23 protein-coding genes are annotated in these 25749 nt (G+C 61.6%); 13 read left to right on the top strand and 10 right to left on the bottom strand.

What is annotated here, in order from left to right; genetic code table 11:
* Positions 1-79 precede the first annotated feature (79 nt).
* The 3 genes from relA to HXW87_RS24350 all read left to right on the top strand — a co-directional run bounded on the left by relA (position 80) and on the right by HXW87_RS24350 (position 3834).
* Positions 80-2323, top strand: coding sequence for a GTP diphosphokinase (gene relA, locus HXW87_RS24360; RefSeq protein ID WP_041067509.1), 2244 nt, complete (start codon positions 80-82; stop codon positions 2321-2323).
* Positions 2324-2431: 108 nt separating this feature from the next.
* Positions 2432-3265 carry a nucleoside triphosphate pyrophosphohydrolase gene (mazG, locus tag HXW87_RS24355; RefSeq protein WP_239777896.1) on the top strand — a complete coding sequence of 278 codons (834 nt, stop codon included), beginning with the start codon at positions 2432-2434 and terminating at the stop codon, positions 3263-3265.
* Between the two features lie 26 nt (positions 3266-3291).
* Positions 3292-3834 carry a DUF2058 domain-containing protein gene (locus HXW87_RS24350; protein WP_007968960.1) on the top strand — a complete coding sequence of 181 codons (543 nt, stop codon included), beginning with the start codon at positions 3292-3294 and terminating at the stop codon, positions 3832-3834.
* Positions 3835-3972: 138 nt separating this feature from the next.
* On the opposite strand, the gene HXW87_RS24345 is transcribed toward HXW87_RS24350, so the two are convergent.
* The 6 genes from HXW87_RS24345 to HXW87_RS24320 form a co-directional block, all read right to left on the bottom strand.
* Positions 3973-4161: a hypothetical protein gene (locus HXW87_RS24345; protein WP_003227153.1), complete on the bottom strand. Its 189-nt coding sequence runs from the start codon at positions 4159-4161 to the stop codon at positions 3973-3975.
* A gap of 385 nt (positions 4162-4546) precedes the next feature.
* Positions 4547-5767, bottom strand: a complete 1221-nt coding sequence (gene fabB, locus HXW87_RS24340) for a beta-ketoacyl-ACP synthase I (protein WP_003227152.1) — start codon at positions 5765-5767, stop codon at positions 4547-4549.
* An 11-nt stretch (positions 5768-5778) separates the two neighbouring features.
* Complete coding sequence (gene fabA / locus HXW87_RS24335; protein WP_003227150.1) at positions 5779-6294, bottom strand: 3-hydroxyacyl-[acyl-carrier-protein] dehydratase FabA; 516 nt, start codon at positions 6292-6294, stop codon at positions 5779-5781.
* A gap of 247 nt (positions 6295-6541) precedes the next feature.
* Positions 6542-8446 carry a response regulator gene (locus HXW87_RS24330; protein WP_239777895.1) on the bottom strand — a complete coding sequence of 635 codons (1905 nt, stop codon included), beginning with the start codon at positions 8444-8446 and terminating at the stop codon, positions 6542-6544.
* The gene (locus tag HXW87_RS24325; protein WP_239777894.1) at positions 8443-9375 is read right to left on the bottom strand and encodes an ABC transporter substrate-binding protein; all 933 of its coding nucleotides are present in this window, start codon (positions 9373-9375) and stop codon (positions 8443-8445) included. Before HXW87_RS24325 ends, HXW87_RS24330 begins: the two co-directional genes overlap by 4 nt.
* A 1-nt stretch (position 9376) precedes the next feature.
* Positions 9377-11500, bottom strand: a complete 2124-nt coding sequence (locus HXW87_RS24320) for a TonB-dependent receptor (protein ID WP_239777893.1) — start codon at positions 11498-11500, stop codon at positions 9377-9379.
* A gap of 196 nt (positions 11501-11696) precedes the next feature.
* On the opposite strand from HXW87_RS24320, the gene HXW87_RS24315 reads away from it, so the two are divergent.
* From HXW87_RS24315 to HXW87_RS24275, 9 genes are all read left to right on the top strand, one after another.
* Positions 11697-12722, top strand: a complete 1026-nt coding sequence (locus tag HXW87_RS24315; RefSeq protein WP_047295760.1) for an NAD(P)H-dependent glycerol-3-phosphate dehydrogenase — start codon at positions 11697-11699, stop codon at positions 12720-12722.
* Between the two features lie 18 nt (positions 12723-12740).
* On the top strand, positions 12741-13088 hold the full coding sequence (locus tag HXW87_RS24310) for a DUF4389 domain-containing protein (RefSeq protein ID WP_047295758.1): 348 nt from the start codon (positions 12741-12743) through the stop codon (positions 13086-13088).
* Entirely contained in the window at positions 13085-13537 is a 453-nt protein-coding gene (gene sixA / locus HXW87_RS24305; protein ID WP_041067483.1) for a phosphohistidine phosphatase SixA, read from the top strand. Before HXW87_RS24310 ends, sixA begins: the two co-directional genes overlap by 4 nt.
* A gap of 148 nt (positions 13538-13685) precedes the next feature.
* Positions 13686-15341, top strand: a complete 1656-nt coding sequence (locus HXW87_RS24300; protein ID WP_095668569.1) for an AMP-binding protein — start codon at positions 13686-13688, stop codon at positions 15339-15341.
* 31 nt (positions 15342-15372) lie between these two features.
* Positions 15373-15816: a hotdog fold thioesterase gene (locus HXW87_RS24295; protein WP_047295752.1), complete on the top strand. Its 444-nt coding sequence runs from the start codon at positions 15373-15375 to the stop codon at positions 15814-15816.
* A 118-nt stretch (positions 15817-15934) separates the two neighbouring features.
* Positions 15935-16741, top strand: a complete 807-nt coding sequence (locus tag HXW87_RS24290) for an alpha/beta hydrolase (protein ID WP_239777892.1) — start codon at positions 15935-15937, stop codon at positions 16739-16741.
* Positions 16738-17592 (top strand): alpha/beta hydrolase, encoded by an 855-nt coding sequence (locus HXW87_RS24285; protein WP_131671692.1) that lies wholly within the window; start codon positions 16738-16740, stop codon positions 17590-17592. Before HXW87_RS24290 ends, HXW87_RS24285 begins: the two co-directional genes overlap by 4 nt.
* Before the next feature lie 115 nt (positions 17593-17707).
* The gene (locus HXW87_RS24280) at positions 17708-18514 is read left to right on the top strand and encodes a DUF4892 domain-containing protein (protein WP_095668573.1); all 807 of its coding nucleotides are present in this window, start codon (positions 17708-17710) and stop codon (positions 18512-18514) included.
* A gap of 69 nt (positions 18515-18583) precedes the next feature.
* Positions 18584-19624, top strand: coding sequence for an AI-2E family transporter (locus HXW87_RS24275; RefSeq protein WP_047295744.1), 1041 nt, complete (start codon positions 18584-18586; stop codon positions 19622-19624).
* A gap of 965 nt (positions 19625-20589) precedes the next feature.
* On the opposite strand, the gene HXW87_RS24270 is transcribed toward HXW87_RS24275, so the two are convergent.
* The 3 genes from HXW87_RS24270 to HXW87_RS24260 all read right to left on the bottom strand — a co-directional run bounded on the left by HXW87_RS24270 (position 20590) and on the right by HXW87_RS24260 (position 23391).
* A complete protein-coding gene (locus tag HXW87_RS24270) occupies positions 20590-21447 on the bottom strand; it encodes an EF-hand domain-containing protein (protein ID WP_239777891.1) in 858 nt (285 codons plus the stop codon).
* A gap of 145 nt (positions 21448-21592) precedes the next feature.
* Positions 21593-22642 (bottom strand): ATP-binding protein, encoded by a 1050-nt coding sequence (locus HXW87_RS24265; RefSeq protein WP_131671690.1) that lies wholly within the window; start codon positions 22640-22642, stop codon positions 21593-21595.
* On the bottom strand, positions 22642-23391 hold the full coding sequence (locus HXW87_RS24260) for a response regulator (RefSeq protein WP_041073744.1): 750 nt from the start codon (positions 23389-23391) through the stop codon (positions 22642-22644). Before HXW87_RS24260 ends, HXW87_RS24265 begins: the two co-directional genes overlap by 1 nt.
* A 295-nt stretch (positions 23392-23686) precedes the next feature.
* On the opposite strand from HXW87_RS24260, the gene pyrF reads away from it, so the two are divergent.
* Complete coding sequence (pyrF, locus tag HXW87_RS24255; RefSeq protein WP_047295723.1) at positions 23687-24385, top strand: orotidine-5'-phosphate decarboxylase; 699 nt, start codon at positions 23687-23689, stop codon at positions 24383-24385.
* 131 nt (positions 24386-24516) lie between these two features.
* On the opposite strand, the gene HXW87_RS24250 is transcribed toward pyrF, so the two are convergent.
* Positions 24517-25521, bottom strand: coding sequence for an NADP-dependent oxidoreductase (locus HXW87_RS24250; RefSeq protein ID WP_047295721.1), 1005 nt, complete (start codon positions 25519-25521; stop codon positions 24517-24519).
* Positions 25522-25749: the final 228 nt, after the last annotated feature.

The raw sequence follows: 25749 nt of genomic DNA, 5'->3' as shown, positions 1-25749 counted from the left end.
CAGCCCCGCGAGCGCAAACGGGCATTAGGGATCAGCGATTTGACGCATTGAATCTGCGTCGTAGGGAAGGTAAAGCAGCATGGTACAGGTGAGAGCACACCAGCCGATCAACACCGACGGCAGTATCAATCTCGAGGCTTGGCTCGATCACGCGGTCAGTGTCGACATGGCACTGGATCGCGAAGCCTTGAAAGAAGCCTGCGAGTTCGCTCGCGAGGCCGAACAGCAGTCCAATGCCAAGAAGAACCTGTGGGCCGAGGGCAGCGGCAGTTTCAGTACGGGCCTGGAGATCGCCGAGATCCTCGCCGACCTCAAGCTCGACCAGGATTCGCTGGTCGCGGCGGTGCTGTACCGCGGCGTGCGTGAAGGCCAGATTGAACTCGCGGCCGTCAGCCAGCGTTTCGGTCCGGTGGTGGCCAAGCTGATCGACGGCGTGCAGCGCATGGCGGCGATCAGTGCCAGCCTCAGCCCGCGCCAGTCGATGGTGATGGGCACCCAGGGCCAGGTGGAAAACCTGCGCAAGATGCTGGTGGCGATGGTCGACGACGTTCGCGTCGCGCTGATCAAACTGGCCGAACGTACCTGCGCCATTCGCGCAGTGAAAACCGCCGACGACGAGAAGCGTAACCGTGTCGCCCGGGAAGTCTTCGACATCTATGCGCCGCTCGCGCACCGACTCGGCATCGGCCATATCAAGTGGGAACTGGAGGACTTGTCCTTCCGTTACCTCGAACCCGATCAATACAAACAGATCGCCAAGCTGCTCCACGAGCGGCGGCTGGACCGTGAGCGCTTCATCAGCGATGTGATGACCCAGCTCAAGGATGAATTGCAGGCCACCGGCGTCGACGCCGACATCAGCGGCCGGGCCAAGCACATCTATTCGATCTGGCGCAAAATGCAGCGCAAGGGTCTGGAGTTCAGCCAGATCTACGACGTGCGCGCGGTGCGCGTGCTGGTGCCGGAAATGCGCGACTGCTACACCGCGCTCGGCATCGTCCACACCCTGTGGCGGCACATCCCGAAAGAGTTCGACGACTACATCGCCAACCCGAAAGAGAACGGCTACCGCTCGCTGCACACGGCGGTGATCGGTCCGGAGGGCAAGGTGCTTGAGGTGCAGATTCGTACCCACGCCATGCACGAGGAGGCCGAGCTGGGCGTGTGCGCGCACTGGCGCTACAAGGGCACCGACGTCAAATCCGGCTCCAATCACTACGAAGAGAAAATCTCCTGGCTGCGTCAGGTCCTCGAGTGGCATGAAGAGCTGGGTGATATCGGTGGTCTGGCCGAACAGCTGCGAGTCGATATCGAACCGGATCGGGTCTACATCTTCACCCCGGACGGCCACGCCATCGACTTGCCGAAAGGCGCGACGCCGCTGGACTTCGCCTACCGCGTGCACACCGAGATCGGTCACAACTGCCGTGGCGCGAAGATCAATGGGCGGATCGTGCCGCTCAACTACAGCCTGCAGACCGGTGAACAGGTCGAGATCATCACCAGCAAGCACGGTACGCCAAGCCGCGACTGGCTGAACCCGAACCTGGGCTATGTCACCACCTCCCGGGCGCGAGCGAAGATCGTTCACTGGTTCAAGTTGCAGGCCCGTGACCAGAACGTCGCGGCGGGTAAAACCCTGATCGAGCGCGAACTCAATCGCCTCGGTCTGCCGGCGGTGGATTTCGACAAGCTGGCCGAAAAGGCCAACATGAAAACCGCCGAAGACATGTTCGCCGCCCTCGGTGCCGGCGACCTGCGTCTGGCGCAACTGGTGAACCTGGCGCAGCAACTGGTCGAGCCGGAACGCGGCAACGAACAGCTGGAGCTGATTCCGCGCAAGGCGACCGGTTACAAGCCCGGCAAGCGCGGCGACATTCAGATTCAGGGCGTCGGCAACCTGATGACGCAAATGGCTGGCTGCTGCCAGCCGCTGCCGGGCGATGCGATTGTCGGTTACATCACCCAGGGCCGCGGCGTGAGCATCCACCGTCAGGACTGCGCCTCGGTGTTGCAACTGGCCGGGCGCGAGCCTGAGCGGATCATCCAGGTCAGCTGGGGTCCGGTGCCGGTGCTCACCTATCCGGTGGACATTGTCATCCGCGCCTACGACCGTTCCGGTCTGCTGCGTGACGTCTCGCAGGTGCTGCTCAACGAGCGGATCAACGTGCTGGCGGTCAACACCCGCTCGAACAAGGAAGACAACACCGCGCTGATGTCGCTGACCATCGAGATTCCGGGGCTGGATGCGCTGGGGCGTTTGCTGGGGCGGATTTCGCAGTTGCCGAACATCATCGAAACGCGGCGTAACCGTACCCCATAACGCGGTCCCCTGTAGGAGCTGCCGAAGGCTGCGATCCTTTGATCTTGAAAATCAAAATCAAAAGATCGCAGCCTTTGGCAGCTCCTACACGGTTGAGTGAGATTTTGTATGTACAGCCTTGAAGACCTGCTCCACCTGATGAACCGTCTGCGCGACCCGCAGTACGGTTGCCCGTGGGACATCAAGCAAACCTACGCAACCATCGTTCCGCACACCCTCGAAGAAGCCTACGAAGTGGCTGACGCCATCGAGCGCGGTGACTTCGATCATTTGCAGGGCGAGCTGGGCGATCTATTGTTTCAGGTGGTCTATTACAGCCAGCTGGCCCGGGAAGAAGGGCGCTTCGAATTCGCCGGGGTGGTCGACAGCATCACCCGCAAGCTGATCCGCCGTCACCCACACGTCTTCCCCACCGGCGATCTGTATGCGCCGCTGGATGTGCCGCGCCTGAGCGAAGAACAGGTCAAGCAGCGCTGGGAAGAGATCAAGGCCGAAGAACGTGCCGAGAAATCTGCCGCGCCCGAGCAGCTGTCACTGCTCGATGATGTGCCCGCCGCATTGCCGGCGCTGTCGCGTTCGGCCAAGTTGCAAAAACGTGCCGGACAGGTCGGGTTCGACTGGTCGGATGCCCTGCCGGTACTGGACAAGGTGCGCGAAGAACTCGATGAAGTGCTCGAGGCCATGTCCGAAAATGATCCCCAAGCGGTGGCCGACGAGATCGGCGATCTGCTGTTTTCCGTGGTCAATCTGGCCCGGCATCTGAAGGTCGATCCGGAAACTGCGCTGCGTGGCGCCAACGCCAAGTTCGAACGACGTTTCCGTTTTATCGAACAGGCATTGCGCGACACCCGTCGTCCCATGGAAGATTGCACCCTCGAAGAGTTGGACGCCCTGTGGGGTGAAGCCAAACGCCAGGAAAAGAATCTGCCCAGCTGCGGCTGAGCCGTTGCCCAAGTGAGTAAGCATTAATGAGCCTTTCCCTTCGCGACCAGTTGCTCAAAGCAGGCCTGGTCAACCAAAAGCAGGCCAAGCAGGTCAGCAAAGACAAGCAGAAGCAACAGCGCCTGGCCCACAAAGGTCAGGCCGAACTGGATGATTCGCAGCAGCGCGCCGCTCAGGAAGCCATGGCCGAGAAGGTCAAACGCGACCAGGAGCTGAACCGTCAGCAGCAGGAAAAGGCCGAGGCCAAGGCCCGTGCCGCGCAGGTCAAGCAGTTGATCGAAGTCTCGCGTCTGCCCAAGCTGACCACCGAGGACTACTACAACTTCGTTGACGACAAGAAGGTCAAGCGCATCTCGGTCAACACGCTGATGCGCAACAAACTCAGCAGCGGTTCGCTGGCCATCGTGCACCATGCCGGCGGTTACGAAGTGATCCCCCGTGAAGCGGCCCTGAAGATCCAGGAGCGCGACCCGCAGCGTATCGTGCAGCTCAACGTGCAGACCGAAGAGGTCAATGCCGAGGACGATCCGTACGCGGCCTATCAGATCCCTGATGACCTGATGTGGTAAACCGATAAAGCTGTAATAACGACAAACTGTGGCGAGGGAGCTTGCTCCCGCCGGGGCGCGGAGCGGCCCTTGTTTTAAAGCAGGGCCTGCTGCGCAGTCCAGCGGGAGCAAGCTCCCTCGCCACAGGTTCAATATCGCCTAAGCGGATTTCAGATCCCGCTGCTGTTCCTGCAGTTCAAGTTCGGCCTTGTAGTTATGGGCATCGATCTCGTTGTGGAACATGCCGACCAGCAAGTCTTGTTGATGCACATCCCAGATCCGTACGCCGGCGGCTACGCCTTCATGGGACATGTGTGAATCGTCGCGTTCAGTTACTTTTACGGTCATCTGCTAGCTCCAATCTCTGTTATCTGCAGCAAGGCGTGTGCAGGCCTCTGTTATAGAATTTGTTAGCCTGCTAAGTAAACGCTTGATTTGCGCAAGGTGTTGTTGCGGTTTTTGCAACAGTGCTGCAGCCCGCTAAATCCGCGACATTCGGTCGCAGGGCGGGAAGTTGCATGACAGAAGTTTCATCTTGGAAGGTACTGATGTCCTCTGTAGGAGCTGCCGCAGGCTGCGATCTTTTGACTTTGATTTTTAAAAGACAAGATCAAAAGATCGCAGCCTTCGGCAGCTCCTACAGGGCTTATGCATTACTCAGTCATTTCTGCAGGCCAAAAAAAACGCCCCGAACCAGTCGGGGCGTTTTTATGTGCGGCTCAGCAGAAGGAAATTACTTGCCTTCCCAGCGCTTCAGCACGAGGGTGGCGTTGGTGCCACCGAAGCCGAAGCTGTTGCTCATCACGGTGTTGATGGTGGCGTTCTCGCGGGTCTTGGTCAGCACCGGCAGATCGGCCACTTCAGGGTCCAGCTCGTCGATGTTGGCGGAGCCGGCGATGAAGTTGCCTTCCATCATCAGCATGCAGTAGATCGCTTCGTGAACGCCAGCGGCGCCCAGGGAGTGACCGGACAGGCTCTTGGTCGAGCTGATCGCAGGCGCCTTGTCGCCGAACACTTCGCGCACACCTTTCATTTCCGCGACGTCGCCGACCGGAGTCGAAGTGCCGTGGGTGTTCAGGTAGTCGATCGGGGTGTCGACGGTGGACATTGCCATCTGCATGCAGCGGATCGCGCCTTCGCCGCTTGGGGCAACCATGTCGTAGCCGTCGGACGTTGCGCCGTAGCCAACGATTTCGGCGTAGATCTTGGCGCCACGGGCCAGCGCATGTTCCAGCTCTTCAACCACGACCATGCCGCCACCGCCAGCGATGACGAAACCGTCACGGTCGGCGTCGTAGGCGCGGGAAGCTTGTTCCGGGGTGTCGTTGCGCTTGCTGGACAGGGCGCCCATCGCGTCGAACAGGAACGACTGGCTCCAGTGCTCTTCTTCACCGCCACCGGCGAAGACGATGTCCTGCTTGCCCATCTGGATCTGTTCCATGGCGGTACCGATGCAGTGAGCACTGGTGGCGCAGGCAGACGCGATGGAGTAGTTCAGGCCCTTGATCTTGAACGGCGTGGCCAGGCATGCGGAAACGGTGCTGCTCATGGTCCGCGTTACACGGTATGGGCCAACGCGTTTAACGCCTTTCTCGCGCAGGATGTCCAGCGCTTCCATCTGGTTCAGGGTCGACGCGCCGCCCGAGCCGGCGATCAGGCCGGTACGTGGGTTGGACACTTGCTCTTCGGTCAGGCCGGAGTCAGCAATGGCGTCTTTCATGGCCAGGTAGGCGTAAGCCGCTGCGTGGCCGACGAAACGATAGATCTTGCGATCGATCAGTTCTTCAAGGTTGAGGTCGATGGAGCCGGAAACCTGGCTACGCAGACCCATTTCAGCATATTCCGGGTTGAACCGGATGCCAGGGCGGCTTGCACGCAGGTTAGCGGAGACGGTTTCTTTGTCATTGCCCAGGCACGAAACAATGCCCAGACCAGTGATAACGACGCGGCGCATGCGAATAACCCTTAGAAGTTGTCAGTGGAGGTGAACACGCCGACGCGAAGGCCTTCGGCGGTGTAGATTTCGCGACCGTCGACAGTCACCGAACCGTCGGCGATGGCCAGGTTCAGCTTGCCCTTGAGGACGCGTTTGATATGAATGTTGTAGGTGACTTTCTTGGCGGTCGGCAGGACCTGGCCGAAGAATTTCACTTCGCCCGAACCCAGCGCACGGCCACGGCCCGGCAGGCCTTGCCAGCCCAGGAAGAAGCCGACCAGTTGCCACATGGCGTCCAGACCGAGGCAGCCCGGCATCACCGGATCGCCTTCGAAGTGGCACGCGAAGAACCACAGGTCAGGGTTGATATCCAGCTCGGCGACCAATTCACCTTTGCCGTACTTGCCGCCTTCTTCGCTGATCAGGGTGATGCGATCCACCATCAGCATGTTCGGGGCGGGCAGTTGCGCGTTACCTGGGCCGAACAGCTCACCGCGACTGCAGCGCAGCAGGTCTTCCCGAGTAAAGGCGTTTTGTTTGGTCATGCGAGCTCCTCAATAATCCCATGCGGCAGGTGGGGCAAATCTTCCCGGCCGATCGACGCGTTCATGCCTCGTACCGGCAGCCTACTCATAGACTATTGCGTTGTGGTGAAAGTCACAGCACCAAGGACATGAATGTACACTTGTGCACTGAAATTTTTATTCAAGCCTCTTTTGAGGCTCGTTCGGGTGCCTAAGACTGCCGCACTTTCGCTTTTCACGCCAGTCGCAGATGGTCGAAAAACCGTCACTACTGCACCCAGCGCTGCAGAATCTGTTGTAGGTCATTGCGTTTGAACGGCTTCGCCAGGTAATCGTTCATGCCCGCCGACAGGCAGGTTTCGCGGTCGCCCTGTAGCGCGTTGGCGGTCAGGGCGATGATCGGCACCTCGCCGCGTCCAGGCAGTTGGCGAATCTGCCGGGTCGCCTCATAGCCGTCGATGATCGGTAGCCGGCAGTCCATCAGAATCACTTCGAACTCATTGCCCTCAGCGCTGCGTACCGCCTGCGCGCCATCGGTGGCGACGCTGACGGTGAAGCCAAGGCTGCGCAGCATCGCCTCGATCACGGTCTGGTTGACCGGATTGTCCTCCACCAGCAACACATGGCGCCCCTCGCCATGCCCGTTGCCATTGGCCGCGCGCGGTGCCGCCAGCGGCGGCAATGTCTGCTTATATAAGGCCAGCGGGATTTCCAGGGTGAACACCGAGCCCAGGCCTTCTTCACTTTGCGCGCGCAACGTCCCGCCCATGCGTTCGGCCAGGGTGCGGGCGATCGGCAGGCCGAGGCCGGTGCCGCCATAGCGCCGGGAAATCGAACTGTCAGCCTGCTGGAAGGCGTTGAACATCAACTCCAGACTTTCCGAGGAGATGCCGATGCCGCTGTCACGCACCGAACAGGTGAACCACAGCAGTTCGTGATCCAGCGACTGCCATTGCGCTTCGATACTGACCCGGCCAAGCTCGGTGAACTTCAAGGCATTGCCCACCAGGTTAACCAGAATCTGCCGGATCCGCGTCGGGTCACCTTGCACCTGCATGTCGCGCATGTCCTCGGGGATCCGCAGGTTCAGGGCCAGGCCGCGCTGCACCGCGCTGTGCTGGAACGACTGGGCGCAAGCGCCGATCAGGTCGGCCAGGTTGAATGGAATGTGCTCAAGCTCCAGCTCCGAACGTTCGATCCGCGAGAAGTCGAGGATGTCGTTGATGACTTTCAGCAGATGTTCGGTCGACTCCGAAGCGAGCGCCGCGTACTCGATCTGCTCCTCGGTCATGTCCGTGGTTTCCAGCAACTGCAACATGCCCAGCACACCATTCATGGGCGTACGCAGTTCGTGGCTCATCATCGCCAGGAAATCGGATTTGGCGTTGTTGGCCTTTTCCGCTTCCTCGCGGGTCTGGATCAGTTGCGCCATCGCCTGATGCTGTTCGCGGCTGGCCTGTTCCAGTGCCTGGGCGAGGTTGTTGATGTGCTGCGACAGGGCGCCCAGTTCCGTGTCATCGACAATCGGCAGCGGAGTCTTGTAGTCGCCTTGCTGAATCGCCTTGACCGCGTTGCCGATATCGCGGATCGGCGCCGACAGGCTGCCGGCCAGACGCCGCGCCAGCACAAACGTGAAGAGCAGGGCGAACAACGCCAGAATCCCGGCCTTGAACAGAATTTCCTGCTGACGCTGACTGAAGGCATCGTTGGACAGACCGACGATCACCCGGCCCAGATAGTCCTCGCTGGTCACGTTGTTGCTGGCTTTGGCGTCGTGGAAAAAATCGCTGTTGAGGGCGATCCGTTGCAGGCGCACCGGGGCCTGGAACACTTCGACCTGATGCGGGCGGTTGTGCGCGTCGGCGGCCTGTTCTACGTAGGCCAGGATCCGGTTGGCGCTGTCCTGTACTTCCAGAAAACGCACGTTTGGTGTCGCCAGGGTCGCTTTGAGCAGGCTTTCCAGCACTTCGTTGTTGCCGGAAATCACTCCGTACTCGGTGGCGGGCGCCAGTTGGTTGGCGATCAGTTGCCCGGTGTGATTGAGCTCCTGCCGCAAATCCTGAATCCGCACGAAGGTAAAGAAACTGATCAGCAGCAGCGTAAGCAGCAGGGCCGGGCCGAGGCTGATCAATTGCGTGCGGGTGTTGATGTCCCAGCGGCGACGCAGATTCATGGGTGGCTTTCTCCTTCAGCCAACTGGCGGGCGACAGACGCTTCATCGATTGGCTCGATACCCAGGGAACGAGCGACCTGCGCATTACTTGAGACCTTGAAGCGATCGGAGTAGAGCGCGCGCGGCCATGTTGCCGGGGGACGGTCCAGCAACCCGTCAAGGATCGCCAGCCAGTCGGGCTGATCGCTGTAAGTGCTGGCGAGGCTGCCGGCACGCACGAACGCAACGTTCGGCCCGATCAGTGCCACTTGCCGGGAGTAACTGCTGAGCAACAGGTTTTTTACGGTTTTCGGGTTGTACAGGTCGGGGTCGTCGAGGCCCAGCAGCACCTCGCTGTTTCTCAGCACGCCTTGCAACGGGCGACTGTCCTGGGTGTTGTCCCAGCGCTGGCTGACGATTTGCAGATTCAGCGGCGCTGCGGCCTGATGCAGCTCCTTGAGCAGGAATTCGCTGTGCTGGTCGAACAGCACGCCGACCCGCTGCACCTGCGGCAGAATCCGCCGAATCAGCTGCAGTTGCCGCCCCAGCGGCGGATCGCTCCACAGCAGACTCAAGTGCGGTGGCTGTGCGGCACCCAGGCGTTTGCGCGCTTGCAGACGACTGATGCGCAACACCAGCGTCGGCGGCCCCTGGGACTCCTGCAGGCGCCAGTCGAGACTGGGCAGATCGAGCAGAATCATCCGCAAATTGCCCGGCAACTTGCCCGGCGCCGGCAGGCTGGCCAGCGGTTGAAACCGCACGTTGTCAGTGGGGCGCAGCTCGCTCAGGGCCTGGACGAAGGCTTGCACCCCGGGGCTTTCTTCGGCGCCGGTCAACAGGATATCGGCGGCTTGCACCGCCACGCCGTGCAGCCACGCGGTCAAGAACAGACAGGCACCCGCCAGCCAGTGGCCAAGGGTGGGCGTCTTGTTTGCCGTGGCGTAGCGCACCCTAGAACTCCAGCTCGGCGCTGAAATACAGCACCCGGCGCTCGTCGTACTGGTTGTCGACGAAAGTGGTCGGCTGGTTGTCGAGCCGCTGCTGCAGCACGCCGGCCAGTTGCAGTTGCGCCTTGCCCAGCGGGATGCGTTTGGCGATGCGCGTGTCGACCCGCTCGAAACGATAGCCGTTAAGCGCGTTGTCGCCGTAATAGAAGAGGGCGCTGTTCCAGCCATGGCCCCAATCGCGCAGCCAGCCGGCAGAGCCGCTGTTGCGTGAGGTGAATTGCTGATCCAGCGGATTGCTCGCCTCGGCATCGACGTAGGCATAAGTGAAGCGCAGGCGGTCGATCATGCTCAGGCGCCAGTCGAGCTGGGTTTCAGTGCCGCGAAAGCGTGAGCTGTTGGCGTTGCTGGCGATGTACTGGTTGTTACGCAGCGGCTCGCTGATCATTCCGGTGATTTCGTCGTAGAACAGCTTCACGTCCACGGCCAGCCCCCACTCGGCGAAATAGCCGTTGTAGCCCAACTCGCGCGAACGCATGTGTTCCTGATCGAGATTGCCCGGGCCACGGGTCTTGACGAAGTAGCGCGCCGAAGACTGGCCATAGGCGGACGGCCGCAGGTTGCTCACCTGATAGCTCCAGTTGACGTTGTTCTCGAACATGTCCGGCGAGCGGATCGCCTCCGAGTACACCGCGCGCAGGCCATGGCGTGGGTTGATCAGGTAGTTGACGGCGAAACGGGGCGTCAGCGAACTGCCGATCAGTTGGGTGTTTTCAAACATGGCGCCGCCCTGCAACAGCCAGTGTTCACTGGCGCGCCACTCCAGTTGGCCGAACGCGCGCCAGGTGGTGTCGTCCAGCGTGCCGTTGAAGTAGGTCTCGGAGTCGGCCCGGTCGTAACGATAATTCAGGCCGCTGACCAGTCGCAGGCTGTCGGACAGGCTGAGGGTGTCCTGCAATTCCAGATCGTAGCGCGACTCGCGGGCGCTTTGGTCGATGTCGCCACACAAGGTCTGGCTGGCACCGTTGCGCCATTGATCCAGCACTTGATTGGCCAGAGCCATTTCCTGTGGCGTTCCGGCTTCCGGACCGGGGCCGGTGAAGCGGATGATGTTGCGCGCCAGCCGTTCGGTGTAGTTCGGGTTGAGCTGCCACAGCTGTGTCAGTTGCGGGCTGAACGACACTTCGGCATCGCAGGCGCGCCACACTTGCTGGCGATCCCAGTGCTGCGCCGAGCCTTGTATATAAAGGCTGTGTTCGGGATTGATGTCGAGATTCCAGCGCACCGAGCCGGCGTAATCCTTGGCGACCACGTCGGAATTGTTCCCGGCAGCGGTAATCCCCGAGAACACCGGGCGGTAGGTATAAGGCCGCTGGTTGGTACCGTCCTTGGCATTGACCTGCCAGTCGAGGCTCTGGTTGTCACTCAGAGTCTGGCTGACGGCGAGGCTGAAGCGGTTCAAACGGCGGCTGTCGCGGTAATCGGCGCCGGTGCGGTCGCTGTCGAAGCCATCGTCTTCCTGGCCGGACAGCGACAGGCGCAAGTCGCCGCCATTCCACCCCGTACCCTGGCTGGCATAGAAATCGTTGATGCCGCGCTGGCCACGGGTGTACTTCAGGCGTGTGCCGTGGCTGTCTGCCGGGTTGCGGGTGATGATGTTGACCACCGCCATCAGCGCGTTGGCGCCGTAGCTGACCGTGTTCGGCCCACGGAAAACCTCGATCCGCTCGATGTCTTCCATGGCCACCGGAATATCACTCCAGTCCACCGTGGCCAGGCCCGCGCGGTACACCGAGCGGCCATCGATCAGCACCTGCATGCGTCGCGCTTCGCTGGCATTGGTCCCGTGATAGTTGACCGCCGCCTGATTGCCGCTGATGTTGCCGACCATCATTCCCGGCACCAGCCGCAGCAACTCACTGATGTCGCGGGCGCCACTGGCGTTGATCAGTTCACTGTCGAGTACGGTCATGCTCCCCGGCACTTCCGCCGGTGTCTGTTTCAGGCGTGTGGCCGTCAGCACCTGCGGCAGCGTTTCGCTGTCGACAAACAGGTCGTCCGCCTGCAACACCGGGCTGAACAGCAGCGCCAGCAACAGGGATGAACGTGAAGGGGGAGAGCCAAAAGACACGACACAGCCTTGATCACAAAGAATTGGCGCGCATGTTAACCGAGGACAGTGACTTTTCCAGTCACGATGCTGGCATTTTCCTAGGTTTTATTGGTCTTCTTCCTACAAGTGCCGGTAATTGACGCAGGGGCTGGCCGCGCTCCGGTCGCCCCGTATAATGCCGGCATCGCCACTGGTATGGATTAACGGATTGCATATGACTGAACAGCGCCCGATTGCGGTCCTGGGAGGCGGAAGTTTTGGTACCGCCGTGGCCAATCTTTTGGCCGAGAACGGCCATCAAGTCCTGCAGTGGATGCGCGACCCCGAGCAGGCCGAGGCCATCCGGGTCAATCGCGAGAATCCGCGTTACCTCAAAGGCATCAAGATCCTGCCGGGGGTGACGGCGGTCACCGACCTGCAGGCCACCCTCGACGCCTGCGAGTTGTGCTTCGTCGCGCTGCCGTCGAGCGCCCTGCGCACGGTGCTGGCTGCTCATGCCGAGCGCCTGAGCGGCAAGATGCTGGTCAGCCTGACCAAGGGCATCGAAGCCCACACCTTCAAACTGATGAGCCAGATCCTCGAAGAGATCGCCCCGCAGGCGCGCATCGGCGTGCTGTCCGGGCCGAACCTGGCGCGGGAGATCGCCGAGCACGCGCTGACCGCCACGGTGGTCGCCAGCGAAGACGAAGAACTCTGCAAAGCGGTACAGGCTGCGTTGCATGGTCGCACCTTCCGCGTTTACGCCAGTGCTGACCGTTTCGGTGTCGAACTGGGCGGCGCGTTGAAAAACGTCTACGCGATCATTGCCGGCATGGCGGTAGCGCTGGAGATGGGCGAGAACACCAAGAGCATGCTGATCACTCGCGCCCTGGCCGAGATGACCCGGTTCGCGGTGAACCAGGGCGCCAATCCGATGACCTTCCTCGGTCTGGCCGGGGTCGGTGACTTGATCGTGACCTGCTCGTCACCCAAGAGCCGCAACTATCAGGTCGGGTTTGCCCTCGGTCAGGGCTTGAGCCTTGATGAAGCCGTGTCGCGCCTGGGCGAAGTCGCTGAAGGCGTGAACACCCTGAAGGTGCTCAAGGCCAAGTCCCAGGAGGTTGGCGTGTACATGCCGCTGGTCGCCGGGCTGCATGCGATCCTGTTTGAAGGACGCACGCTGGAGCAGGTGATCGGTCTACTGATGCGGGCCGAGCCGAAAACCGACGTCGACTTTATTTCCACCAGCGGTTTCAATTGATTCAACAGGAAGCGAGCCATGAACGATCCGAAAACCGAAGCCAAGTACGAATCCATCCTCCTGCGGGTGCTGTGGATGATCGTCTACGTGCTGGTCTGGCAAGTGGCGCAGTTCATCCTCGGCGCGGTGGTGCTGGTGCAACTGATCTATCGTTTGATTTACGGCGCGCCGAGCGCCAGCCTGATGAATTTCGGCGACAGTCTGAGCCAGTTCCTCGCGCAGATCGGCCGCTTCGGCAGCTTTCACAGCGACCAGAAACCCTGGCCGTTCGCCGACTGGCCGACCCCGCGTGCCCCGGAAGGCGAGACGCCGCACGCCGTGCCGCCAGCCCCGCATCCGGCCCGCGATGAGGAACCCAAGCTATGAAACTCTGGGTATTGCGTCACGGTGAGGCCGTGCCTTATGGCTCGTGCCCCGACTCCGAACGGGAACTGACCGCGCACGGACGCCAAGAGGCCTTGAGCAGCGCAGCCCGATTGATCGGTCAGCCACTGACGGCGATTTACGCCAGCCCTTATCTGCGCGCACAACAGACTGCGCAGATCGTTCGCGAGGCTCTGGGTTTCGAGCCGGAGATCCGCACCGTCGATTGGCTGACGCCGGAGAGCGATCCGGACAAGGTGGCGGATCAGCTGGTGTCGGTGAGCAATGTGCTGCTGGTCAGCCATAACCCGTTGGTGGGCAACCTGCTGAGCTATCTGCAGCATGGCGCCGGGTATCCGCCGGAGAAGGTCAGCACCGCTGGCCTGGCCGAACTGGAAAGTCCTGAGTTGTTGATAGGCTCGATGACCCTCAACAGCCTCAAGCACCCCTAAAAGCAAAAGATCGCAGCCTGCACAGGTCTCTGGTGGAGCTGCCGCAGGCTGCGATCTTTTGATCTTGTTTCTTTTGGTAAAAAATCCAACCAAGCACTTGCTTGGTTGACTACGCTTGCTCCAGACCCAAAAAACAGGAGCGAGTCGCATGTCTGCCGCCTTCCGTTTACCGCTGGACGTATTCTACGAGCGTGAGGCCCGGCACCCGCGCCAGCGTTTTCTGGTGCAGCCCATCGGTGGCGGGCAGGTCGAGACGCTGACCTGGGCCGACGTCGGCCATCAGGCCCGTTGCGCCGCGCACTGGCTGCGCGCACGGGAATTGCCGCAAGGCAGCCACATTGCACTGATCTCGAAAAACTGCGCGCACTGGATCATTGCCGATCTGGCGATCTGGATGGCCGGACACGTCTCGGTGCCGCTGTATCCCAACCTCACGGCAGACTCGGTGAATCAGGTCCTGACACATTCGGAAAGCGTGCTGGCGTTCATCGGCAAGCTCGATGATTGGCCGGGCATGTCGGTCGGTGTGCCGGCGGATCTGCCAACCATCAGTCTGCCGCTGCATCCGCCCGGCGAGTTTGATTTCAGTTGGGATGACCTGCAAGGGAGCTCGCCGATCCAGGACGATCCACGCCCGGCGGCCGAACAACTGGCGACCATCATCTACACCTCCGGCACCACCGGGTTGCCCAAAGGCGTGATGCACAGTTTTGCCAATCTGGGCTTTGCCACGACTCGCGGCACGCAACTGTTCGGGCTCAACGAGCAAGACCGCCTGCTGTCGTACCTGCCGCTGTGCCATGTCGCCGAACGAATGTTCGTTGAACTGGCGGCGATTTATACCGGGCAAACCGTGTTCTTTGCCGAAAGCCTCGACACCTTCATCACCGATCTGCAGCGGGCGCGGCCCACGGCGATGTTCGGGGTGCCGCGCATCTGGACCAAATTCCAGATGGGCGTGTACGGCAAGATCCCGGCCAAGCGCCTGGATTTCCTGCTTGGCCTGCCATTCATTGGCAAGCGGGTCGGGCACAAGGTGTTGGCCGGGTTAGGCCTTGATGCCTTGCGCGTTGCCCTGTCCGGTGCGGCACCGGTGCCGCAGACCCTGCTCGGCTGGTATCAGAAACTCGGCCTCGATGTGCTGGAGGTGTATGGCATGACCGAGAGTTGCGGCTATTCGCACATCTGCCTGCCGGGTCAGTACAAGCAAGGCTGGATCGGCAAGCCGTGCCCGGAGGTTGAGGTGCGAATCGACGAGTCCGGTGAGGTGCAGGTGCGCAGTCAGGCGAACATGCTTGGCTATTTCAAGGAGCCGCAGAAAACCGCCGAGACCCTCACCGAGGACGGCTTCCTGCGTACTGGTGACAAGGGCGAACAGGATGCCGAGGGGCGCTTGCGCCTGACCGGCCGGCTCAAGGAAATCTTCAAGACCAGCAAGGGCAAATACGTGGCCCCGGCGCCGATTGAAAACCGGCTGGCGGTGCATTCGCGGATCGAACAGGTCTGTGTCGTCGGTGATGGCCTGAGTGCCCCGCTGGGCTTGTGCGTGCTGTCGAACGTCAATCAGGAGGAGGCGCGGGCGAGTCTGCATTCGAGCCTGGAGAAGCTGCTCGAAGAGGTCAACGCCGTGCTCGACAAGCACGAACGCCTGCGCCGGCTGGTGGTGGTCAAGGACAGCTGGGCGGTGGAAAACGGCTTTCTCACGCCGACCTTGAAGATCAAGCGCAACGTCATCGAAGACACTTATGGCGCGCGGTTTGAAGAATGGAGCGCGCGCAGCGAGGCGGTGCTGTGGCAGGATTGAGTGACGATCAAAACAACAAAGGAAGCCTGCGATGACCTTGTGGCGCACCACTCCGAACATCGAGCAGTTGAACGCAATCCAGAAAAACACCATCGGCGAAGTGCTGGATATCCGCTTTGAGTCCTTCGACGAAGCGTCGTTGACGGCGAGCATGGTCATCGATCACCGCACCCATCAACCTTATGGTCTGCTGCACGGCGGCGCTTCGGTGGTGCTGGCGGAAACCGTCGGTTCCATGGCCAGTTACCTGTGCATCGATGCCAGCAAATTCTATTGCGTGGGGCTGGAGATCAATGCCAACCATCTGCGCGGTTTGCGCAGCGGGCGGGTGACCGCAGTGGCCTCGCCAATTCACATCGGTCGCACCACGCATGTCTGGGACATTCGCCTGACCAGCGATGAAGGCAAGGCCAGTTGCGTCTCGCGTTTGACCATGGCGGTGGTGCCGTTGGGTGAGCAGCCGCCGGTGCGTTGAAGTCCGATGCGCCACTGCCATGACCGGACTGTCATCATTCCTGGCAGTTACGGTCATTGCTCAGCGCCGCGCTCTTGCGGACAATCAGCGGCATGTTTCTGCTCATGGATAAACCTGCATGTCGCAACCGATCTTTTTCGCCCACGCCAACGGGTTTCCTTCGGGCACCTATGGCAAGTTGTTCGCGGCGCTGGCGCCCGAGTACCGGGTTGCGCATCTGGAGCAGCATGCCCATGATCCGCGTTTCCCGGCGGACGACAACTGGTACAACCTGGTCGACGAACTGATCCACCATTTGCAGCAGCAGAATCAACCGGTGTGGGGCGTCGGCCATTCCTTTGGCGGCGTGTTGCACCTGCACGCCGCATTGCGCTGCCCAGAGCTGTATCGCGGCGTGGTCATGCTCGACTCGCCGGTGCTGACCCGCACTGACCAATGGGTGATCCGCGCGGCCAAGCGTTTCGGCTTCATCGACAGGCTGACCCCGGCCGGACGTACGTTGGGGCGGCGCGAAGAGTTCGCCGACCTCGACACGGCGCGCACCTACTTTGCCGGCAAGACCCTGTTTCGCGGTTTCGATCCGGAATGCTTCGATGCCTACCTGCAACACGGGTTGCAGACGGTCGGCGACAAGTTGCGTTTGCGCTTCGACCCGGCCACCGAAATCAGCATCTATCGCGGCGTGCCGCACACCAGCCCGGGCCGTACGCGCCAATTGCAGGTGCCGCTGGCCGTGGTGCGTGGTCACAAGAGTCGCGTGGTCATGCGTCATCACACGCGGTTCGTCGGGCGCCTGCCCCAGGGCGAAGCCCTGAGCATGCCCGGCGGACACATGTTCCCGCTCGAACGTCCGCAGGACACCGCGCGCCTGCTCAAAGAGCTGTTTACGCGTTGGGAGCGCCGCCAACAGAAGGACTGCGCATGAGCCCGACCTTCGAAGAAGTGCGCCTGAGCCTGCCGCATATCGAACTGGCGGCGCACTTGTTCGGCCCCGAGGACGGTCTGCCGGTGATCGCCCTGCATGGCTGGCTCGACAACGCCAACAGCTTCGCCCGCCTGGCGCCGAGGCTCAAAGGCCTGCGCATCATTGCCCTGGACATGGCCGGGCATGGGCATTCCGGACATCGCCCGAACGGCGCCGGTTATGCGCTGTGGGACTACGCCCATGATGTGCTGCAGGTCGCCGAGCAATTGGGCTGGAAACGCTTTGGCCTGCTCGGGCATTCGATGGGTGCCATCGTTTCGCTGGTGCTGGCCGGTTCATTGCCGGAGCGCATCAGCCATCTGGCGCTGATCGATGGGGTGATTCCGCCTACAGACAAAGGCGAAAACGCCGCCGAGCGCATGGGCATGGCCCTGCAGGCGCAGCTGGATCTGCGCGAGAAGCGCAAACCGGTCTACAACACCCTCGATCGTGCCATCGAAGCGCGGATGAAAGGGCTGGTGGCGGTCAGTCGCGAAGCCGCCGAACTGCTGGCGCAACGCGGTTTGATGCCGGTGCCCGGCGGTTATACCTGGCGCACTGATAATCGGCTGACTCTGCCATCGCCGTTGCGCCTGACTCAGGAACAGGCGATGGCGTTCGTCCAGCGCATCGCCTGTCCGGCGCAACTGGTGGTCGCCGCCGACGGCATGCTGGCCAGGCATCCGGAGTTGCTGGAGCGTCTACCCTTTAGCCAGGAACAGCTGGCGGGCGGGCATCATTTGCACCTGAACGATGAGTCCGGTGCCGACCTTGTCGCAGACTGTTTCAATCGCTTCTTCGCCATTCCTTGACTTGCACCGGGCAACTGTCGAGGCTGGGCGGGTTGAAATGGGAGACAAACACGATGGATTTCTATACCGCTGCGACCCCGACCCGCCAAGCCATGCCGATCCGATGAGCCTGACTATGCGGTCACTCAGTCTGTTGGCGCTGTGCTGTTTCAGTCCCGTTCTCTTCGCTGCCGATGTGCCAGGCAGCCAGGATCTGCAGATCGTGCCGCGCCTGGCCGATGCGCAGATTGTCGACTATCGCCCTCCGGTGGAGCTCGAGCGGATCTATCCGCTGGGCTCGATTCGCAAGATCAGCGGCCAGTTGCGCTTCGACGGCCAGGTCACCGCGCGCGGCCAGACCACTTCGGTCACCTATGAATTGCCCCCGGAGCACTCCGCCACCGAAGCCTTCACTGCTGCTCGCGAAGCCCTGCAAAAGCAGGACGCCGAGTTGCTGTTCTGGTGCCAGGCCCGCGACTGCGGCGAAAGCAGCCTGTGGGCCAATGAAGTGTTCGGCAATGCCAAGCTGTACGGTGCCGACGAGCAACAGGCCTATCTGCTGTTGCGTCTGGCTGCACCGAAGGACAACACCCTGGTGGCGCTCTACAGCATCACCCGCGGCAATCGCAAAGCCTACCTGCATGTCGAACAGTTCGAAGCGGGCGCGCCGTTGGGCGAGTTGCTTCCAACGTCGGCGACGCTGTTGCGACAGCTCAAAAGCACCGGCGAACTGGACTTTCCCAAGCTGACCGCGGACCCGGATGACACCTGGCTACGACTGATTTCCCGTGGCTTGAACCTCGACACCACCCAGCGCGTGACGATTTCCGGGCCGAAGGCCGAGGCCTGGCGTCAGGCATTGATCGGTCAGGGCGTGCGCGCGGCGCGGATGGAGGCGGGAAGCGCCGACGGCGCTGGCCTGCGCATTGATCTGTTGCGATAAGCTGCATCGTACGTGCACGCGGGGCGTGTTCGCCTACGCTTTGACCGACTGACTTCTTCGAGACTTTACATGCTCAATAATGATCGGCTGTTGGTGCAGATTCTCCTGCTGGTGCTGTTTGGTGCCAGCCTGTGGGTGATGGCGCCGTTCTGGTCGGCGCTGTTCTGGGGGGCGGTGCTGGCGTTCGCCAGTTGGCCGCTGATGCGTCTGTTGACCCGTTGGCTCAATGGCCGCGAATCACTTGCTGCGGCTATTTTGACCCTTGGCTGGATGCTGCTGGTGGCGGCGCCACTGGTGTGGCTGGGGTTCAATCTGGCCGATCACGTGCGCGATGCCACGGCGTTCATCAAGGATGTACAGGTCGACGGCCTGCCGGAAGCACCGGCCTGGCTCGGCAGCGTGCCGCTGGTCGGCGAGCGGCTGGTCGGGGTCTGGAACAGCATCGATCAGCAGGGCGCCGCGCTGATGGTGTCGATCAAGCCGTATCTGGGGCAGGTCGGCAACTGGTTGCTGGCGCGCAGTGCGCAGATCGGCGGCGGAATCCTCGAGCTGACCCTGAGCATTGTCTTCGTGTTCTTTTTCTATCGCGACGGGCCGCGACTGGCGGCATTTGTGCACGGTCTGCTGGAGCGGCTGATTGGCGAGCGGGCCGGGTATTACATCGAGCTGGTGGCCGGTACCGTGCAGCGAGTGGTCAACGGAGTGATCGGTACGGCAGCGGCGCAGGCGATTCTGGCGTTGATCGGGTTCCTGATTGCCGGGGTTCCTGGGGCGCTGGTGTTGGGGATCGTGACGTTCCTGTTGAGCCTGATTCCAATGGGGCCGCCGTTGGTGTGGATTCCGGCGACGGCCTGGCTGGCGTGGAAGGGCGAGTACGGGATGGCGGTGTTTCTCGGGATCTGGGGCACGTTCATCATCAGTGGCGTGGATAATGTGTTGAAGCCTTATCTGATCAGCCGGGGCGGGAATCTGCCGTTGGTGATTGTGTTGCTTGGGGTATTTGGCGGGTTGATTGCGTTTGGGTTTATCGGGCTGTTTATCGGGCCTACGTTGTTGGCGGTGGCTTATAGTTTGTTGACGGATTGGAGCAAGAGTCAGGCTCGGGTTTAGATTTGGCTGGGGTGGTTTGACTTGGCGGCCTCTGGGCCGACCAGGTTCCTGGGGTTTTGGGTGTTTATCCGTTGCTTCGGGTGTTGCGGCTGGCGGTTTCGCCCTTACGGCGAGTCACTTTTGCAGACGCCCAAAAGTAACCAAAACGCTTGGCCCCGGCGTACGGCCCTCGCTTAGGCTCGGGTTCCTTCGCTCCGGGATTCATCCGGGGGCATCGCCTCCGGTTTGCTTCGCTGCACCTCCTCTCGATGTGTTCGACTGCGTCGAACGGTCGCTGCGCTCCCACCCCCGGATAAACCCCTCCACTCAGCCTGCCGAAGGGGCCGGCACGGCAAGATCAAGAGCTGCAGCCGAGCTAACGCTCATCCTGTTGAGTGGTGAAAAGCATGCGGTCTGCCTGGACTGCTTTGCTTTTTTGTGGGAGCGAGCTTGCTCGCGAAGGCGGCCTATGGGCCGACCAGTTTCCAACAGACCGCACCCAATCCACCTGTGGGAGCTGGCTTGCCAGCGAAGGCGGCCTGACAGCCGACCACTCTCCAACAGACCGCACCCCTTCCCAGTGTGGGAGCGTGCCTGCTCGCGAAGGCGGCCTGACTGCCGACCAATCTCCAACTGACCGCACCCATTCCCCCTGTGGGAGCTGGCTTGCCAGCGAAGGCGGCCTGACAGCCGACCACTCTCCAACAGACCGCACCCCTTCCCAGTGTGGGAGCGTGCCTGCTCGCGAAGGCGGCCTGACTGCCGACCAATCTCCAACTGACCGCACCCATTCCCCCTGTGGGAGCTGGCTTGCCAGCGAAGGCGGCCTGACAGCCGACCAATCTCCAACTGACCACACCCAACCCCACGGTCGGAGCCAGCCTGCTGGCGATGAGGCTCTCTCAGGCAACCACTCTCTTCTCGCTGTACTCAAATGACCGTTCCCACACCACTGCATGGAAACGATCACACATCACTACATCAACTCAAGTCGCCACATTCAGGTATTTGCCCACCGGCGCAGTATTGTCCAGGGAATACTGCTTGCTCAAGTTGGCAATTATCCGGTTCAGCGCTTCGCTGGTGGTCTGGGTGCTGGCGGTCCTTTCTTCAGGCGGGTGTTCCCGACCTGCCTGTAGCGCCGCTTTCAGTTCGTCGCTGCTCACGTCGCCGCTGCTGTCGCTGTCCAGCGCTTTGAGCAGTGCGGCGCTGGCGTCGGTGCTGGTCGTTGAGGTGTTGTCGCGGGTCTGTTGCGCGCTGCTCAGTTCGGTGGCGCTGATGCTGCCGTCGCCATCGGCATCCAGTTGGCTGAACAGTTCATCACTGGAAGTTTGCTGCGGTGGCGGTGGTGGCGGGGTGAGGCTGGCGGTGAGTTCGTCCTGGCTGACGGTGCCGTCCTTGTTCTTGTCCAGCGCGGAGAAGATCTGGTTGCTGTCGGCGCTGCTGCCGGCGCTGGTGAGGCCGTTGCTCAGTTCGTCGCTGCTGATGGCGCCGTCGCCATCGGTGTCGAGGGCGCTGATCAAGGCGTCGGCGAGGTCGGTGTTCGGGGCCTGGTCGTTGGGCGGCGGAGGGGGTGCCATGGCGGTCATTTCTTCGGCGCTGAGGCTGCCGCTGGCGTCGCTGTCCAGGTCGCCGAATTGCTTGCTCAGGTTGACCAGCAAACCGTCGTCGGACTTCTGCGACAGGGCGCTTTTCAGTTCGTCCTGGTCCACCGCGCCGTCGCTATTGCTGTCGAGTCTTGCGAACAGTTGCTTTTGCAGTTGCTGGCTGCGGGTGTTCTGGGTGGCGGTGCTGCTGGTGCTGGTGCTGGTATAGCTCGTGTAGTTGCTGACGCTACCGATCATGGGCTCACTCCTTGGACTGTAAAGCCGGTCGGTGTACCGGCTTGTGCAGACTCAAGGAGCAAGTTGTCCTGGGTATTTGGGTTTTGTACCGGGTGGTACACAGTGGCGGGAACACCAGAAATTCCCTGTGGGACAGGTGTTCTTCTCAGGCGCGCGGCAGGCGGATGATTGCGGTCAGGCCGCCGCCGGGTGTTTCTTGCAGATTCAACTGCCCACCCAAACGCTGCGCCGCTTCACGGGCAATGGTCATGCCCAGGCCGACGCCGCCGGAGTTGCGGTTGCGGGAGCCTTCCAGGCGATAGAACGGTTCGAACACCGCTTCGCGTTGGTCTTCGGCTATGCCCGGGCCGTGGTCGATCACGCGGATCAGCAGTTGTTCGCGTTGATCCTGCAGTTCGATGCGCGCCTGCCCGGCGTAGCGCAGGGCATTGTCCATCAGGTTATTGATGCACGAGCGCAGCGCCATCGGTTGCACCTGCAGCGGCGCGCAATGGCCGCTGACTTCAACGTCTGCGCCTTGATCCTGAGCGTTCTCGCACAACGATTCGACCAGCGCCTGCACATCCATCAACTGCAGGGCTTCGCTGGTGCGTTGTTCGTGCAGGTAGGTGAGGGTGGCGTCGAGCATGCCGATCATGTCGTTGAGGTCCTGGCGCATCTGACCTTGCAGCTTTTCGTCGTCGATCTGTTCCAGGCGCAGTTTCAGTCGCGACAGCGGGGTGCGCAGGTCGTGGGAGACGGCGCCCAGCATGCGTGCTCGTTGTTGCACCTGTTCGCGGATGCGTTGTTGCATCAGGTTGAAGGTGTGCGCCGCTTGCCGTGCCTCACGCGGGCCGGATTCGTCCAGCGGTGGGCTGTCGAGGTTTTCGCTCAGACGTTCGGCGGCGTCGCTCAGGCGCTGGATCGGCCGGCTGAGCAGTTTGGCGCCGTACCACGCAGCAATCATCAGCGAGATGAACTGGAACGTCAGCGGCACCAGCGGTCCGCCGAACCACGGACGTGGCGGGCGATGGGCGAAACGCGGATCCGGCGGCGGATGTTGGCCGTCGACCCCCTCGGCAAATTCCGGCGGGGGCGGCGGTGGGGGCGGGCCGTAGTGGTGAAACCAGGCAAAGGCCAGCAGATGCGCCAGGACGATCGCCACGAACAGCATGCCAAACAGGCGGCCGAACAGCGTGTCGAAGCGCCCTCGCATCAGCCGATGTCCCGCGCGTCGAACAGGTAACCTTCACCGCGCACGGTTTTGATCAACTGCGGGGCTTTCGGGTCGTCGCCGAGTTTTTGTCGCAGGCGCGACACCAGCAAATCGATGCTGCGGTCGAACGCTTCGATCGAACGGCCCCGGGCGGCGTCCAGCAGTTGTTCGCGGCTGAGTACCCGACGCGGGCGTTCAATGAACACCCAAAGCAGGCGGAATTCGGCATTGGACAGCGGCACCACCAGACCATCGTCGGCAATCAGCTGACGCAGCACGCTGTTCAGGCGCCAGTTGTCGAAGCGGATGTTGGCCCGCTGTTCGGTGCGGTCATCGCGCACCCGGCGCAGGATGGTCTGGATCCGCGCCACCAGTTCCCGTGGCTCGAATGGTTTGGCCATGTAGTCGTCGGCGCCCAGTTCCAGACCGATGATGCGATCGGTGGGTTCGCAGCGGGCGGTGAGCATGAGGATCGGGATGTCCGATTCGGCACGCAGCCAGCGGCACAGCGACAGGCCGTCTTCGCCGGGCAGCATCAGGTCGAGCACCACCACGTCGAAATGTTCGGCCTGCATCGCCTGGCGCATGGCTGCACCGTCGGTGACGCCGCTGGCGTGGATGTTGAAGCGCGCGAGGTAGTCGATCATCAGCTCGCGGATCGGCACATCGTCATCGACGATCAGCGCGCGGATGCTCCAGCGCTTGTCGTCTTTCTGCTCATCAGTCACTGTCGTTTGGGTGTTGTGCATGGGGCTGTTCATCTGCCAGTAGGCCGCCAACCACAAAGATGGGCTGCGAGGTGGTGGTTTCAGCATAGGCGTCCTGTCGTGAGGCGGGAAGTGCTGATGTAAGGACGTGTTGCGGCTGGCGAGGCTAGCGCGGGCGCATGTTGGCGGCGTGTCGGTTGTGTATCGGGTTCGACACAATAGCAGCGAGCGCTATGCTGATCACGGTTGCGGCGACGATTTACCGATCATCGGGTGCCGCGCCGTCGCCGCTTCCGCTACAATGCGCGCCGATTTCGACTTGCCTGAGAGCCCATCCATGTCCGCCTGCCAGACTCCTATCATCGTCGCCCTGGATTTCCCCACCCGTGACGCCGCACTGAAGCTGGCCGACCAGTTGGACCCGAAACTGTGCCGGGTCAAAGTGGGCAAGGAACTGTTCACCAGTTGCGCCGCGGAAATCGTCGGCACCCTGCGTGACAAAGGCTTTGAAGTGTTCCTCGACCTGAAATTCCACGATATTCCCAATACCACCGCGATGGCTGTGAAAGCCGCTGCCGAGATGGGCGTGTGGATGGTCAACGTGCATTGCTCCGGTGGCCTGCGCATGATGGCGGCCTGCCGTGAAGAGCTCTCCAAGCGCAGCGGCCCGCAACCGCTGCTGATCGGCGTGACCGTGCTGACCAGCATGGAGCGCGAGGATCTGGCCGGTATCGGTCTGGACATCGAGCCGCAGGAGCAGGTGCTGCGTCTGGCCGCGCTGGCCGAGAAGGCCGGAATGGATGGACTGGTGTGCTCGGCGCTGGAAGCCACCGCACTGAAGTCGGCGCATCCTTCGCTGCAACTGGTGACCCCGGGGATTCGCCCGGCGGGCAGTGCGCAGGACGATCAGCGCCGTATCCTGACCCCGCGTCAGGCACTGGATGCCGGTTCCGATTACCTGGTGATCGGCCGTCCGATCAGTCAGGCGGCGGATCCGGCCAAGGCCCTGGCCTCGGTCGTGGCAGAACTGGCCTGATCAGTTTCCGCAGGTATTAGCATTACCTGTAGGAGCTGCCGAAGGCTGCGATCTTTTGATTTTGCTTGTTAAAGGCAAGATCAAAAGATCGCAGCCTTCGGCAGCTCCTACAGGGGCTGCGATCTTTTATTTTAGATTTTCAGCACCAACTTGCCGAAATTCTCCCCGCTGAACAATTTCATCAGTGTCTCTGGAAAGGTCTGCAGACCTTCGACGATGTCTTCCTTGCTTTTGAGTTGTCCCTTGGCCATCCAGCCGGCCATTTCCTGCGCGGCACTGGCGTATTGCGCGGCGTAGTCCATCACCACAAAGCCCTCCATGCGTGCGCGGTTGACCAGCAATGACAGGTAGTTGGCCGGGCCTTTGACCGCTTCCTTGTTGTTGTACTGGCTGATGGCGCCGCAAATCACCACCCGGGCTTTTGGCGCCAGACGACTGAGCACGGCGTCGAGGATCTCGCCGCCGACGTTATCGAAATACACGTCTACGCCTTTCGGGCACTCGCGCTTGAGCCCGGCCAGCACGTCTTCGTGCTTGTAATCGATGGCGCCGTCGAAGCCCAGTTCATCGATCAGGTACTTGCACTTGTCGGCCCCGCCGGCGATGCCGACGACCCGGCAGCCTTTGATCTTGGCGATCTGCCCGGCAATGCTGCCCACCGCGCCCGCAGCCCCGGACAGCACCACGGTGTCGCCGGCCTTCGGTGCGCCGACGTCGAGCAGCGCGAAGTAGGCGGTCATGCCGGTCATGCCCAGTGCAGACAAATACACCGGCAGCGGCGCCAGTTTCGGATCGACCTTGTAGAAACCTCTGGGCTCGCCGAGGAAATAATCCTGCACGCCGAGGGCGCCGTTGACGTAGTCGCCGACGGCAAAGCCCGGGTTATTCGAAGCGATGACTTTGCCGACGCCCAGAGCGCGCATCACTTCACCGATTTCCACCGGCGGGATGTAGGACTTGCCCTCGTTCATCCAGCCACGCATGGCCGGGTCGAGGGACAGATATTCGTTCTTGACCAGAATCTGCCCTGCCGCAGGTTCGCCGACCGGGACTTCCTGATAAGTGAAGGTCTCGCGGGTGGCAGCACCCACCGGGCGTTTGGCGAGCAGGAACTGGCGATTGGTCTGGCTGGTCATGGCAGGCACTCGAACTGAATGAAGTCTTGTTGATAGACCCTCAAGGCCAATGCTGCAAGGTGGGCTGATGCGGCGAATGCACGATGATCCAGTGCAGTGATAGTCGCCCGGCGGGTTTTATCACTGCGACGCATGAAGGCATAAACAGCCTTCTGATAGTGCTGATGCGGGGCGGGCCGTGATGGCTATGCTGCGAGTCAGTCTGCAAATCCCTCCTGCATCTCTCCT

The sequence above is a fragment of the Pseudomonas sp. Y5-11 genome, from assembly GCF_022368695.1.
Lineage (GTDB): Bacteria > Pseudomonadota > Gammaproteobacteria > Pseudomonadales > Pseudomonadaceae > Aquipseudomonas > Aquipseudomonas parakoreensis.
This window is presented reverse-complemented; position numbering and strand designations above follow the sequence as displayed.